Source organism: Pedobacter soli (assembly GCF_900101435.1).
Classification (GTDB): domain Bacteria; phylum Bacteroidota; class Bacteroidia; order Sphingobacteriales; family Sphingobacteriaceae; genus Pedobacter; species Pedobacter soli.
Genome location: NZ_FMZH01000026.1, coordinates 1 through 15,304 on the forward strand (window position 1 = coordinate 1; position 15,304 = coordinate 15,304).

Here is a 15,304-nt window from a genome sequence, read left to right on the forward strand (position 1 = left end):
CGAAGTTATTCTAACAAACCGCCGTATACCGAACGGTACGTACGGTGGTGTGAGGAGACAGCAGGGAAATTAATTCCCTGCTTCTTACTCGATCCGCCGTTCTGGTAAAATTATTTTAAATGAGCATCAGCGAGTTACAGAATTATCGCGTTAAATGTTGCTTATTATAGTGATAAACCAAATATTGTCTCTATATTTGCAATCCCGAAAGGGGAAAGAGGTTCGAACTTTAAAGGAGAACAAAAGGAGTGGTAGTTCAGCTGGTTAGAATGCCTGCCTGTCACGCAGGAGGTCGCGGGTTCGAGTCCCGTCCATTCCGCTTTTAAGCTTTAAAACCGATTTGAAATATATTCAAGTCGGTTTTTTTATGCTTTCGAAACTCTCGATTTTTTGCTGATTTAGCTTTTTCGTTGCTCGGCCAACCAAATCCTTCATTCTTTTAGGCTATATGAGTATAATAATACTATTTGGCATTAACGTTCATTACCAAGAGAATATGTTGACAGCCCGACATTCATGTCGCCCTCATGGCTTTGAATGATTATACGCGAATACAAATCTTTGAGTATCTCAAGCATACAATAGTAAAGACTTAATATTTCGGTTGGATTGAATCCAGGTTTTTTTCTGGTGCATCCGGTGGGACGAGTTGAGGGTTCCTGGCGCATAAGATAGACCGACTTCTTGTGTTCATCTATGGCAACGAAAGTAAATTCGCCGTGTACTGCCAGATCACGCCCTTCAGCATACATCTGTTCCACATAAATTTCAACCGATACTTTCATACTGGTGTTGCCAACATGTTTAACGCGGCCAACCAATTCAATGATCGTACCAGCGGGAATCGACTTTTTAAAATCAATGCGATCGCTGCTCACTGTCACCCTCACCTGGTGGCTGAAACGCGTAGCGCGGCCATAAAAGCAACCTCGTCCATCATGGCCATGGCGGTGCCACCAAATAGCGTATCATAGTGGTTGGTGGTATTGGGGAATACGGTTTAGAACACCCGTGTTTCTGAAGCTTGAATAGGTTCCGTTAAATTCATTTATCACTTAATTAAATTGACCACCTACTATTTGTGTAGCATTTTCTTCGTTCCAACATGGATAATCAATATATCCTTGTGCTCCGCCACCATACATGGTGGCCCGGTCAGGCTCCATAAGAGGAGCATATTTTACAAACCGTTCAGGCAGGTCGGGGTTTGCGATGTATAGCCTGCCAAAGGAGATCAGCTTCGCAATACCTTTTTCAAGTTCTGCTTCGGCGGAAGCCTTATCATACCCCGCATTGGCAATAACTGCCTGGCGGATCATCCTGCCAAAGAGCTCAATCTCGTCTTCAGCCGCATAGTGTTCAGGAGAAGGAAAATTTGGGCTAAACCTCATGAGTTCCACATAGGCGAAGTCCATATTGTTCAGTTTTTCGATCAGATAGGTATAGGTAGCGGCAGGGTCATCTAGTATCATATCGCCATAGCAATGGAAAGGAGCTATTTTAATGCCCACCTTTTCCCCACCCACCACGCGGATCAATTCCTGCATCACCTCCAGTACGAAGCGGACTTTGCCCGGGATGCTGCCGCCGTAAGCATCCGTCCTTTGGTTGGAACTTTCAGCTAAGAACTGGTTGGGCAGATAGCCATTGCAGGCGTGAAGTGCAACCCCGTCAAACCCTGCCGCTATCGCATTTTTCGCGGCCTGGCCATAGTCCCTTATGGTCTGCCTGATTTCCGCGATTGTCATTTCCTGAGGTGTCTCGAAATCCTTTCTGCCCTGAGAAGTAAAATGCTGCATTCCCAGGATGGGTAAGGGGGATGGTGCAAGCGGGAGCTTGCCGTTCCTGTCTATAGAATGTCCCATACGGCCGGTGTGCCAAAGCTGGGCTATTATTACGCCGCCCTTATCATGTACGGCTGTGGTTACCTTCTTCCAGGCTGCTATTTGCTGATTGGTAAAAATACCAGGCGTGAGCGGACTGCCGGTAGCCTCTTCACTGATTCTGATGGCTTCGCTGAACTGCAGGCCTGCGCCTGCCCTTTGTGCATAGTATTCTACCGTCATATCACCCACCAGACCATTGCTGTCTGTACGGCCCCTGGTCATCGCTGCCATGGCTATTCTGTTTTTTAGGCTGACACTGCCTAACTGTATTTTTTCTAAAAGCTTCATAGTGCTATTTTTCTTCTTTTCGCCGGGCCATACCCTGAGCGATGATGCTGGCGGCGATCAATTGCAAGGCATGGTAAAGCATGAGTGGCAGTAATACAATACCGGTGATGGTACTGTGCTGAAAGAGCACTTTTGACATAACGGTACCATGTACCAATGACTTTTTAGAACCACAAAATAATACCGTGATGCGATCTTCATCTGAAAAGCCGAACAAGCGGCTGAGTAATCCGACGCAAAAGAATACGGCAAAAAACAAGGCTATCATCCCTGCGGCAAGTCCCGCCAGTTCAAGCGAGGTAAAGCCTGCGAACAGATGTTCGGAGAATGACTTACAGAAGGACGTGTAAATGATGGTAAGGATGATTGCCTGGTCGAAATATTTCAATTGTTTCTTATACTTTTCGGCAATGGCGCCAAAACGTGCGTTGAGACTGATGCCAATGATGACAGGTAACAATACTTGAAGAACCAACTTGATCACGATTTCGGTGACATCAAAATCGCCTGTTGCAGAAGCGATGAACAGCCCAACCCATAGCGGCGTAACCACTACGCCGATCAAACTGGAAATACTCGCATTGAAAATGGCCGCGGGAATATTGCCTTTAGCGATAGAAACCATGACTACCGAAGAGGAAACGGTGGATGGTAAAGCCGCAAGAAAAAATATACCCAACCAAAGCACTTCGAAATCAGTACCTACAAACAGCGGGCGGGATGCCAGAACGATAAGCGGAAAAAACAAAAAGGTCGTCAACTGGACGATGATGTGCATTTTCCAGTTGACAAGCCCGGCTTTAAGTTTCTCCACACTCAATCTTATTCCATAAAATAAAAAGATCAGCGAAACGCCCACACCTGCAATCTGCTCTAGCGAAACAGGTTCTTTGACCATGCCCGGCTGCGGTAAAAAATAGGCCAGCAGGATCATCAAGCCAATCATGAGCAGGAAACCATCGAAACCTGCTTTACTTAATATTGCTAATAACTTCTTCAATGTAATTTAATATATTCTTAACCCGCAAATTCCTTGCGTATGATCTCTGCGCCTGCGCTCAGAGCACTTAACTTTCCTCTGGCTACCACTCTTGACAAAGGCGCCATACCACAATTTGTAGAAGGGTAAAGATTTTCGATATCTACGAACTTAAGGGCATTGCGCAGCGTATTGGCTACTTCCTCAGGTGTTTCGATTGTGCCCGTTGCCACGTCAATGGCGCCAACCATTACTTTTTTACCTCGAACAAGTTCCATTAGATACAGAGGAACATTTGAGTTATGGCATTCTAATGATACCACATCAATTTTAGATTTTTGAATTTTGGGAAAAATTTCCTCGTATTGACGCCATTCTGAACCCAATGTTTTTTTCCAGTCGTTATTGGCCTGTATTCCGTAACCGTAGCAAATGTGAACCGCAGTTTCGCACTTTAAACCTTCAATAGCCCTTTCCAGTGTTGCCATTCCCCAATCGTTTACTTCATCGAAAAAAACGTTAAATGCAGGTTCATCAAACTGGATAATATCTACCCCAGCATCCTGCAATTCCCTGGCTTCTTCGTTGAGTGCTTTGGCAAATTCCCAGGCTAATTTTTCACGACTTTTATAATGGTCATCGTACAACGTATCTACCATGGTTAATGGTCCCGGTAGTGCCCATTTGATGGGTTTATTGGTCTGTTTACGTAAAAATTTGGCGTCTTCAACAAAAACTGCTTTTTGTCGGGCAACATCGCTAACAACCATAGGAACACTCGCATCATAACGGTCCCGGATTCTTACCGTTTTGCGATTCTCAAAATCAACACCGCTTAAATGTTCGATAAAGGTGGTCACGAAATGTTGGCGTGTCTGCTCACCATCACAAACGATATCCAATCCTGCCAATTCCTGTTCCTGCAGTGTAATGCGCAAAGCATCCTGTTTTCCTTCAAGCAACTGATCGCCTTCCAACTTCCATGGTGACCATAGTTTTTCGGGCGGTGCAAGCCAGGCAGGTTTGGGCAAACTTCCCACAATTGAAGTGGGCAATAATAATTTCTTCGTCATAGCAAAATTTTAAGGTGTCGTATTAATTAAAGTGAGAAATTGGCAGACCATTGCTCAAGAACATCCTGGTAAGGTTTGATGAAATGCTCTTCAGCATATCTGCCCTGTTCAACAGCCAGTCGGCTGCGCTCTTCGCGGTCATACTCTACGCGGGTCAGTGAATAATCTTCGTGTTTAAGACTAGGTTGATAGATTTTCCCCGCCACTGAATTTGCATTGTAGATTTCGGGACGATAAATCTTCTGGAAAGTCTCCATCGTACTGATCGAGCTGATCAATCCAAGGTCGGTATAATCAGCAAGCAGATCTCCCGAATGATAAAAAGCCATCGGTGCCACACTGTTCAAAGGCATGAAAAAACGAACTTTAAGGCCCATTTTAGCAAAATATTCATCGGTGAGCGAATACTGATCCTGCTGGTACTCAAAACCCAGAACGGGATGCTGGTGCTCCGTGCGGGTATAGGTTTTATTGCCCGATACACTCAAGCAAATGATCGGTGACATCTTAAAGTGCTCTTTATAAGTTGCCGAATTCACAAAGCACTTGTAAAGTTTTCCATGCAGATCGCCAAAATTTTCAGGAACGGTAAAGCTGGGTTTATCTTTATTGTAGTCGATCAATAAGACACTGAAATCATAATCGCGAACGTAAGAAGAAAAATTATTTCCGGCAACACCTTCGATTTGCTGACCAGTCTTGCGGTCAAAAATATTCGTTTTTAAAACTTCGATCATCGGCAAATCGTTGATGCCGTTCTTATCATCGATACGCATCGTTACGGTGAGGATTTCGAGTTCTACATGGTAACGATCGCCTTTTGGATTATCTAGATGAGCCAGTGCATTGAATCGATTATTAATCATATTTAAGGCATTACGTAAATTTTGCTGGCGGTTAGCTCCTCTGGCCAGATTTGCGAAATTGGTTGTCAGACGCGTCTGACTTGAAGGGTGATAGTTTTCATCTAAACAAGTGCTCTTTAGCGTGAACACAAATTCATTTTTGATGGTATCTTGGATGTTTTCCATGTATTTCTTTAACTTTTTAAATGGTTAATAATCATTAAAAAGTCCTTGATTATTCAGGATACGACAGGCAAAAGAAAGGATTTAAGGAGGAGAAATGTACACGCACAGGCGCAACCAACCCCTGAGGGTTTGCACCTTTAAGCTATACAATCTGACCAATAACCTCTTTACGCGGAAGTATCGTCAATTCAGAAAAGGCAGGTATCCTGACTTATAACGGCTTTTACCGGCCTTCCCGTTTGCACAGTGACCATCATTGGTAAAACCTTTTGTGTTACTTACAGTTGCGCGACAGCTCGTGACTTGCACACGATTCCCTATTAATTCACCGCTAAGTAAAACCTTTCCCGATTGCTGAAAAAAGCAAAGAACCACGAGTTTTAAACTCTGTACAAAGTTATAAAAACAGTATTTAAATTTAATATGTGGTTTAATTTCAGCTGAAATTACTTTAAATTAAATATTTGTTGATTTTTTATGCTGTTTATGATTACCTTTATGTGCTGAAACAGTGATTTATGCTATGGAACAATTGGATGAGATCGATCTGAAACTCTTAAAAATATTAGGCAATGACTCAAGTCATACCATCAAAGAACTCGCTGCGAAGGTGAATTTGACGCCATCGCCGGTTGTGCAGCGTGTGAAACGCCTTGAAACTAGTGGCTATATCAAGAAATATATCGCGCTGCTTGACCCGGAAAAGTTCAACCAGGGTTTTATCGTGTTCTGCAATATCAGGCTTAAACAGCATGACCGAAAGGTGGGGCACAGATTTGTAGAGGATATTCTCAAAATCGAGGAGGTTGTGGAATGTTATAATATCTCCGGCGATTATGATTTCTTTCTGAAAGTGTATGCCAAAGACATGAAGCATTACCAGGACTTTGTTTTTAATAAATTAGGTTCGGTTGAAAGTATTGGCAGTACACATAGTACTTTCGTGATGGCCGAGATCAAAAATACACACAATATCAGTTTTTAATATCGGCGAAAGTTAGGAGTAATGGGCGTTTGTTTTTTTTCCAATTCATCAACGCTCGGTACAGAACCGATATACTGAACGGGGAGCACAGGCAATCTGTTAAGGCAGCCACTCATTAAAATCAGAGACTTGTTCATTCCGCTTTTAAGCTTTTAAATCGCCTTGAAATGCAATAATAAGCGGTTTTTATGCTTTCGGAGTTCTCGATTTTTGCAGATTTGTTTGTAACTACAATTACCGAAATACCCAACAATGGGCTATTGGCCGGTAAGCGCAAAGTTCATGAATGAAATAAAGCACAAACGTTTGCGTGTGATCGAACCATTTTTTGCGGATAACCCAAGACCTTTTAAATCTCCAACCTTTTTGTTAATTATTTGTTTCGATCAATTTATTATTTTGTAATAATAAATTTACATTTGGTGTTCCTTTCGCAAAAAATCAGGAAAGTATGGTACTAAATGGCAGATTTTGAAAATGGTGTACAGGCTTTATTGATTTTTACTTCTTACATTGCTGCATTGCATCATTCTTGAAAGTTTTAAGGCAGATATGAAACATAATCTATAGGATTTATAGCACTTAAATGCCTTTCTGAAGGCAATTTGCCACTAAACAAACGTTTGTGCTATCTTTTCTCTTTCGCATAAATCAAATGTAACTAGCTTTGAATAAGGTCTCTAACTAAGATCAAACCAATCCTAACAAACATTTTAATAAGCTAACCAAACAAATGAATTGCTTGTAACCATCAGGTAGACGATTAACAAATATTGCATGAGGTAACATTTTGAAACAATTATCCTGTTGAATTAACGGACAGATACAGTATTGCCCAAAATCGACAGCCTTATTTTGTTCCATGTTACGCAAATGGCGATCCATGTAATCGTTTATCGAAATAAAATGATGGAACTGGTATGGGATTAAGGAGACTGAAGGCGATAGTTTTTTGAATAAGTGCCAGAAATTTTAAACCCATAATCTAGACAATGAATAGAATATTTTTCCTTTTAACCTTTATTGCTTTAGTTGTTACAGATGTAGCTGCCCAGCAGGCAGGAGATGTAAATGGAAACAGAACCAATAGCCTGATTGCTGCAGCTCCCTTTTTACGGATTACGCCAGGTGCGCGTATTGGTGGCATGGGGAATGCCGGGGTGGCGGTAGAGGCCGATGCGCATTCGGCTGCCATTAATGCTGCATCGATGGCCTACCTTCCTGAGGGATCAACAGGGGTAGGATTAACCTATACACCCTGGATGCGGAACCTGGTGCCAGACATGAATCTTTCTTTCCTGAGCGGTTATCGTAACCTGGATGGGCGCAATACCATAGGCGCTTCGTTGAGGTACTTCTCTATGGGCTCAGTTAATCTTACCGATGATAATTCGCAGGAGCTTGGTACTGCACGCCCAAGCGAGTTTGCAGCTGATATTACCTATGCCAGGAGTTTTGGAAAAGAATTCGCACTGGGTGGAAGTATTCGTTTCATTAACAGCAGCTTATTTACCGGTGTAACCATGTCAGGTGTGCAAACGGGGCCCGGAAGGGCTTTGGCTGCCGATATATCTGGCATCTATAGAAAAGAAGTAATGATGTTTGGCGGACCAGCAAATTGGTCGGTAGGGGTAAATGTATCGAACATTGGCACAAAAATGAGTTATAGCAATACCGGGCAGCAATATTTTCTACCAACAGAGCTCAAGCTTGGCTCTGCAGTTGCCTTTATTGGCAATGAAAGTAAGTTAACCCTTGCCTTAGATGTAAATAAACTGCTTATACCTACACAGCCCATTTATTCGCCAGATGGCAAGATTATTAGCGGGAAAGACCCTAACAGGTCTGTTCCGGCGGGGATTTTCGGTTCGTTTAACGATGCTCCCGGAGGTTTTAACGAAGAACTCAGGGAAATAGGCTTCTCAACCGGACTCGAATTGCTGTATAAAGATATGATGGTTTTTCGTGCCGGCTATAACTATCAGGACGCACAGAAAGGTGATGGCAGTTATTTTACCCTCGGAGCAGGCTTAAGGTATCAGATATACAGTATTGATATGTCTTACCTGGTAACCTCCGAAAGAAGCAACCCACTGGCCAATACTTTGCGATTTGGCCTTGCTGTAAATTTTCTTCCCCGAAAACTAAATAAAAACTAAACCAACCGCCTGATGGCAACGTGATGCTGAAAGGCAAGCATAAATTCCTTATTATTTAAATTTAAACCCTAACCAGATGAAAAAACGATTACTCTCTTTTCTCGCAATGTTATTGCTCTGTGCAATTGCAAATGCCCAAAATCCGGTCACCATTACCGCCGCCGCTTCAAAACGGCCATCGCAAAGTGGTAGCGAAATTACGAAAGCCTTTGATGGCAACCTAACCACTATTTACCACTCTAACTGGTCGTTAAATGCGATGCCAGATACGGTAGATTTTTATTTTGTTGGTGTAAAAAGCATTAACAAAGTAGATTATACACCAAGGCAATCGGGCCCAAACGGTATCTGGACCACTGTAGATGTATATTATGCCACAGCCGATGCGCCTTCGGTTTTTGTAAGTAAGCTGAGCAATATCAGCTGGGCCCAAAATAACACCGTAAAAACGATCGATATGACAGCCAGTCCGATTGTTAGGCCTTACATCGTGCGTTTTGTGATCAGGGCAGCCGGAGGTAATTTTTCGAGTTGTGCTGAAATCAATTTTAGCTCTGCCGAAACCGGACCATTCGTTCAGCCTATAGATTGCGACAATCCGATAGCAGAAGATTTTACCGCCTATTCGGATATTAAACTCGGCATTTCGAGTGCAAGCGTAAGCCCGGCGGCAAATGGAGGCGAAGATATATCGCGTACTTACGATAACAACACCGCTACTTTATACCATTCTAGTTATGCCGGTGGTGGATTTCCGATGAGCTTAACCTATAATTTTACTACCAACCCAACTATCGATTATATCAGCTATGTGCCCAGGCAGGATGGCGGCTCCAATGGTATTTTTGGTACAGGCGAAATCTGGTATAAAACCACCACACAAACTACCTTAACCAAATTAATGAATTTTGATACAGGTTTCAGTTCTGCAGCCTATCAGATCAGTTTTCCTGCAGCACTAACCAATGTTACCCAAATTGTGGTTAAAGTGCTTACCGGTAAGAATAATTTTGCCAGTTGTGCCGAAATGCAATTCTATCAGAAAAATAGTGCTGGTAATTTGTACACCAATATTTTTGCCGACGATTTGCATACTACATTGAAGCCCGGAATTACCCAAACCGATATCGATGCAATTGCCTCGCCATTTTTTAAATCTTTGGCACAGTGTATTTTCAACAACAGCTATAATAAGAAATACCGTGTGCAGACCTACGATTTTTATCCAAATCCGGGAACTGTAGAAGGCATATTAAAAACAAGCGGCTTAAACAGGGTCGAGAACCCAACTGGTATTGCTTTTAAGGCCAATACCAAAGCCATTGTTTTTGTTGGCGATACCTACGGGGTAAATCCACAATTAATAATTAAAGATTTTGGATTGGATTACAGTGCCACTACCGATAGTTACCCCTTGAAAAAAGGGGTAAACATTGTCAATGTGCTACACGATGGATTAGCTTACATTGGTTATTTTAGCGATAATCCAAATCTGCAGCCCGTACAGATTAACATTACTACAGGTCAGGTAAACGGATATTACAATCCTTTAACCGATACCAACGATCAATGGACCCAGATGTTGCTTAACGGCGTATACTCGAAACTGGATATTAAAGGAACCTATGTTAATTTAAATCTGAACAAAAATATCCTAATAAGCAATTCAGCATCGAGTGGAAAGGCACTGGTTGCAGCTTACGATACCATTGCGCACAACGAGCATACCTTAAATGGCCTTACCAAATATAACAGGGTGCCTAAAAATCACATGTTTCTCAGGTCTATAACTGGCGATGGAAACCCCAATGCAGGTGGCGATGGCGTAAACTATCCCATTGGTGTAGGAGGGAACGGTTCCAACCTGGCAAGTCCGACAGGTGTTTTTAAAGATCCATGGGGCATTGCCCACGAGTTTGGACACAATAACCAGGTTAGACCGGGCGCCAGATGGATTGGTATGACCGAGGTTACCAATAATGTGAATTCGGCATGGATACAATATTTATATAGTACCAACTATTTAAATACAACGAGGCTTGAAAAAGGTAACGATGTGCCAAAAGCGGGTGCTGCCAGTTTGTATGGAGGCCGTTACGGATCGCTGTTTGATAATTGTCTGATCCAGAAAAAACACATGGAGGCACAGGGTGATGTTTTTGTGAGGTTGGTACCTTTATGGCAATTGGAATTGTATTACCAGCTTGCAGGTGCAAGTAAAAATCTGCCTACCATGCAACAACGGCTATCAGGTACGCCAGCTCCCGTTGGACAGCCAGATGTGGCCTTTTGGTATGGCGATGTGCTGGAGAAAATGCGTACAACCAGTCAGACCGGACTAAACGAAGGCCAGTTATTACTCAATTTTGTAAGCGCTACCTGCGATGCCGTTCATGAAGATTTGACCGATTTCTTTGTTAAAAGCGGTTATCTTTTACCTATTGACCTCGATATCGACGATTATTCTATAAAGCGACTAACCATTACACAAGCGCAGATTGATGCATTAATTGCCGCTGTACAGGCTAAAGGATATCCAAAGCCAGTATCTCCGGTTTTAAATTACATCTCGGCGAATACTATAAATACATTTAAAAACCTTACGCCCTTGGCAACAACAGCTGTTGCTACAGTTGGTGTAACGGTTAATACCAACACCTTAAAAATCGATAATACCAAATGGGCCAATGCAGTAGCCTTCGAAACCTATAATCAAAAGGTATTAACCGATGTGGCTATTTATGGTGCTGGAGAAGCAACTACGGCAAACGCAACTACAACTGTTCAATATGGTGCAGGCTCTACAAGTGTTTATGCAATTGGATACGATGGTACAAGGAAATTAGTTTATCCGGCTGTTGATGTGGCTAACCTGTTGCCAACTGTATCGATTACTGCGCCAGTGAACAATGCAGTAGTTACAGTAGGAGATAGTGTTGTAATTAATGCCAATGCCACCGATGCGGATGGAACTATTGCTAAAGTAGAATTTTATCAGGGCAGCACACTTTTAGGTCAATCAACCACGGCACCTTATAGCTTTACCTGGAATAATCCTGCTGCGGGAAATTATAATCTTACCGCTAAAGCAACAGATAATAATAATGGAACAACTGTATCAGACACGGTTAAGGTTACCATTAATACCTTGCCAACAGTAGCCATCAGCTCGCCGGCAAATCATGCAGTATTTACTGCCGGAACAAATATTACTATCGATGCCAATGCCGCCGATACCGACGGAACTATTGCTAAAGTAGAGTTTTATCAGGGTAGCACACTTTTGGGTCAGTCAACCACTGCACCTTATAGCTTTACCTGGAATAATCCTGCTGCGGGAAATTATAGCCTTACTGCAAAGGCAACCGACAATAACGGAGGAACAATTGTATCAGATACCGTTAAGGTCATCATCAACACTTTGCCAACGGTAGCCATCAGCTCGCCGGGAAATAATGCGGTATTTACTGCCGGAATAAATATTACTATCGATGCCAATGCAGCCGATACTGACGGAACAATTAACAAAGTAGAATTTTATCAGGGCAATACCTTATTGGGGCAATCAACTACTGCGCCATATAGCTTTACCTGGAATAATCCTGCAGCCGGAGGTTATAACCTTACTGGAAAGGCAACCGACAATAACGGAGGTACAATTGTATCAGATACCGTTAAGGTCATCATCAATACTTTGCCAACGGTAGCCATCAGCTCGCCGGCAAACAATACGGTATTTACTGCCGGAACAAATGTTACTATCGATGCCAATGCGGCCGATAGCGATGGAACAGTTAGCAAAGTAGAATTTTATCAGGGCAGCACTTTATTGGGGCAATCAACTACTGCGCCATATAGCTTTACCTGGAACAATCCAGCTGCCGGAAATTATAGCCTTACTGCCAAGGCAACCGATAATAGCGGAGGTACAACTGTATCAGATGTGGTTATGGTTACCATAAATGCTGTGCCTACGGTGGCCATCAGTTCACCAACATACGCTGCAACATTTACAGCTGGAACAAATGTTACCATTAATGCCAATGCCATTGATAGCGATGGAACAATCAGCAAAGTAGAGTTTTATGAAGGCAGTACGCTTTTAGGTCAATCAACCACTACGCCTTACAGCTTTACCTGGAATAATCCTGCTCCGAGATTTTATAATATCACTGCCAAGGCCACCGATAATAATGGCGGAACAGCAGTTGCAGACACGGTGAGGATTAAGATAAATGCCATACCAGCGGTGGCTATCACGTCGCCAACAAACTTTGCAACGATTCCAGCAGGTGCAAATTTTATTATAAAAACCGATGCCAGCGATACAGATGGTTCAATTGCTAAAGTAGAGTTTTATCAGGGTAGCACACTTTTAGGTCAGGCAGCAACTAGCCCATATAGTTTCATGTGGAACAATGTTCCGGCTGGCACCTATGCACTTACCGCAAAGGCAACCGATGATAATGGAGCAACAGCCTTATCTGCAGTTGTAAATGTTACGGTTAGTGCAGCGCCAACAGTAGCGATTACCGCTCCGTTAAACAACGCATCATTTTCTGCAAATTCAAATATTACCATTAATGCCAATACTACCGGCACAATTAGTAAGGTAGAATTTTATCAGGGCGCTGCATTAATAGGGCAATCAACCACGGCACCCTATGCCGTAGTATGGAATAATGTTTCGCCAGGAATGTACACGCTTACCGCAAAAGCAATCGATAATTTAGGCCGGATTGCTACGGCTGCGGCAGTTAATGTGAAGGTAAATCCTGCACAAGCTTTAGCCCTTAATCCGGTAGCCGATGCATTTGTACGCGATGGGCTTTTCGCTGGCGCCAATAGCGGAAATTTGAAAAACCTCGATATAAGCAGCGATAACTGGTCATTTTTAAGAGAATCTTACCTGCGTTTTGATTACAGCGCATTTACTGGTTCGGCAGTAAACAGTGCAAAAATCAGGGTATACGCTTCCCGTGTAGATGCCAATTCATCCAGGACAGTTTCGGTGTTTGGCTTATCAAATACAACCTGGGGCGAAAGCACCATTACCTGGAACAATAAACCAGCAGAAAGCGGTACGCCACTGGGCAGTTATACCATTAACAATACAGCGCGCGCCTGGTACGAACTGGATGTAACTGCCTATATCAATAACCAGCTGGCTTTAGGTAAAAAAATCATTTCGATCAGGCTCGTTAATCAGGGCGCAAAAGGATCGGGTAACCTGGTAACCTTTAATTCGCGCGAAGCTAACAACAATAAGCCCGAATTATTACTCAATAAGGAAGCCAGTGCTGCGGGTACGGATGAGTTTGCGCTGGGCAACGAGATCAGCAATACCATTGGTTCGTTGCTGGGATTAAAAATTACCGCCTGGCCAAATCCAAGTACAACCGGATTTAAAGTGCAGGTAGAAAGCCCTAGTAACGAAGCATTGCAATACAGGGTATACAATATAGCACAGCAATTGGTTAAAGAAGCTAAAATAGCTGCTACCGATCAGTTAACTTTTGGCTCCGAGCTCCCTGCCGGCGTGTATTTGGTAGAAGTACGTCAGGGTACAGAAAGGAAGGTGGTGAAAGTAATTAAGTTATAACCTTTAGTATTGAAGATTAACAAAAAGAGAGTGCCTTAAAAGCACTCTCTTTTTGTTTGTGATCGTTTTTAATGCCGCTTAGCTCAAGTTTGGCACAAATGCTGTTCAATTTTAGCCCGAATGCACCCCATCAAAAGCATGGGTATTGCTTATTTTTGATAAAACAAAAACATCATATTATGAATACGAGAAAGATATGGGCCAATTTGGCTGTAAACGATTTGGAGCAAACAACCAGGTTTTATTCTGCAATTGGCTTTAAGCCCAATGGTTCATCTAAAGATTTAACCAGCTTTTTAGTAGGCGAAAGTAATTTCGTCATTCATTTCTTTTTAAAAGATGTGCTTAAACCGAATATTCATGGCGATATCGTTGATTTGAAAAATGGGAATGAAGTGGTGTTTACCCTTTCCGCTGGTAGCAAAGCCGAAGTAAACGAATGGGCCGAAGAAATTGAAAAGGCAGGAGGGAAGCTGGTTTCTCAGCCGGAAGAATTTGGAGAGGGTTATTATGGTTTTGTTTTCTGCGATCCCGATGGACATAAGTTTAACGTATTCTATATGGACGTGCTGCTGTAAAACAGGCTGGGGGAAAGCGATTCCTCAGTTAATAAGTATATCATTACCATCAGCAAAGCAGGTTCCTGTGCATTGTAGCATGTGGCCGTCCCGCTATTCCTTCAAGTCCTCACTCGTACCTCGCTCCGGGCTTTACGTGCTATCGGGTTTAAGTGGCAGGGCAAATCACCCCGTCAAGGCGCCCAAAAACAAAAAATCCCTCCTAAGCCTTAATTTCCTTAACTCCTTAATGGTAAAAAAACGGTTGGTCTGCGCCTAAAAATCCCCGTATAACACCCCAAATCCCCAATTGTTTTATACCCATGAATATTATTTTGTGCTGTAAACCAATTGTTTATATAAGACCTGCCGATAAAACAGCTAAAAGCCTTTGCACGGGTGTTAATTTTTTCTACCTTTGCAACCCGCTCGGAAGGAGAGGGCAATAAACTGAAAAGCTGGCAATAGGGAAAGAGGAGCAGGATTTATTTTAAAATAATCCTTGCAAGATGAGAAAAGATTGCTACCTTTGCAGCCCGCTTCGGAAGGAACGGGGAGCTAAATAAAATTAGCGTATTGAAATAGCGAAGAAGGAAAAAAAAGCGAAACGAAAAAATAAAAATTATTTTATTTGGAAGTTAAAAAAAGATTCCTACCTTTGCACTCCCAACCGAAAGGAAGGGCAAAAAAGCTGAAGCGGCGGATGTCGCAGAAGGCAAACAAAAAAGATTGAAACGGACGAAA

General features: G+C 42.7%; 8 protein-coding genes, 1 tRNA gene, 1 pseudogene and 1 riboswitch. Of the genes and pseudogenes, 5 read left to right on the forward strand and 5 right to left on the reverse strand.

The genetic code is table 11. From position 1 onward, the window contains the following. Positions 1-245: 245 nt before the first annotated feature. A tRNA-Asp gene (locus tag BLR37_RS24955) sits at positions 246-319 on the forward strand. A gap of 343 nt (positions 320-662) precedes the next feature. On the opposite strand, the pseudogene BLR37_RS24960 reads toward BLR37_RS24955, so the two are convergent. From BLR37_RS24960 to BLR37_RS24980, 5 genes and pseudogenes are all read right to left on the reverse strand, one after another. After that, positions 663-1,048: pseudogene (locus BLR37_RS24960) on the reverse strand (acyl-CoA thioesterase); the annotation flags it as partial. A 7-nt stretch (positions 1,049-1,055) separates the two neighbouring features. Then, the gene (locus BLR37_RS24965) at positions 1,056-2,174 is read right to left on the reverse strand and encodes an alkene reductase (protein ID WP_090773420.1); all 1,119 of its coding nucleotides are present in this window, start codon (positions 2,172-2,174) and stop codon (positions 1,056-1,058) included. 4 nt (positions 2,175-2,178) lie between these two features. Further along, positions 2,179-3,174 carry a bile acid:sodium symporter family protein gene (locus BLR37_RS24970; RefSeq protein ID WP_090773422.1) on the reverse strand — a complete coding sequence of 332 codons (996 nt, stop codon included), beginning with the start codon at positions 3,172-3,174 and terminating at the stop codon, positions 2,179-2,181. 17 nt (positions 3,175-3,191) lie between these two features. Then, the gene (locus BLR37_RS24975; protein WP_090773424.1) at positions 3,192-4,226 is read right to left on the reverse strand and encodes a methionine synthase; all 1,035 of its coding nucleotides are present in this window, start codon (positions 4,224-4,226) and stop codon (positions 3,192-3,194) included. A 26-nt stretch (positions 4,227-4,252) separates the two neighbouring features. Beyond that, positions 4,253-5,257, reverse strand: a complete 1,005-nt coding sequence (locus BLR37_RS24980) for a DUF1852 domain-containing protein (RefSeq protein ID WP_208599727.1) — start codon at positions 5,255-5,257, stop codon at positions 4,253-4,255. 179 nt (positions 5,258-5,436) lie between these two features. Further along, positions 5,437-5,618, reverse strand: a riboswitch (cobalamin riboswitch). A 162-nt stretch (positions 5,619-5,780) separates the two neighbouring features. Here BLR37_RS24980 and BLR37_RS24985 point away from each other — a divergent pair. The 4 genes from BLR37_RS24985 (at position 5,781) to BLR37_RS25000 (ending at position 14,581) form a co-directional block, all read left to right on the forward strand. Further along, positions 5,781-6,242 (forward strand): Lrp/AsnC family transcriptional regulator, encoded by a 462-nt coding sequence (locus tag BLR37_RS24985; RefSeq protein ID WP_090773426.1) that lies wholly within the window; start codon positions 5,781-5,783, stop codon positions 6,240-6,242. Positions 6,243-7,234: 992 nt separating this feature from the next. After that, positions 7,235-8,401: a type IX secretion system outer membrane channel protein PorV gene (gene porV, locus BLR37_RS24990; protein WP_090773428.1), complete on the forward strand. Its 1,167-nt coding sequence runs from the start codon at positions 7,235-7,237 to the stop codon at positions 8,399-8,401. A gap of 76 nt (positions 8,402-8,477) precedes the next feature. Next, positions 8,478-14,003 carry an Ig-like domain-containing protein gene (locus tag BLR37_RS24995; RefSeq protein ID WP_090773430.1) on the forward strand — a complete coding sequence of 1,842 codons (5,526 nt, stop codon included), beginning with the start codon at positions 8,478-8,480 and terminating at the stop codon, positions 14,001-14,003. 179 nt (positions 14,004-14,182) lie between these two features. Next, complete coding sequence (locus tag BLR37_RS25000) at positions 14,183-14,581, forward strand: VOC family protein (RefSeq protein ID WP_090773432.1); 399 nt, start codon at positions 14,183-14,185, stop codon at positions 14,579-14,581. Positions 14,582-15,304 lie beyond the last annotated feature (723 nt).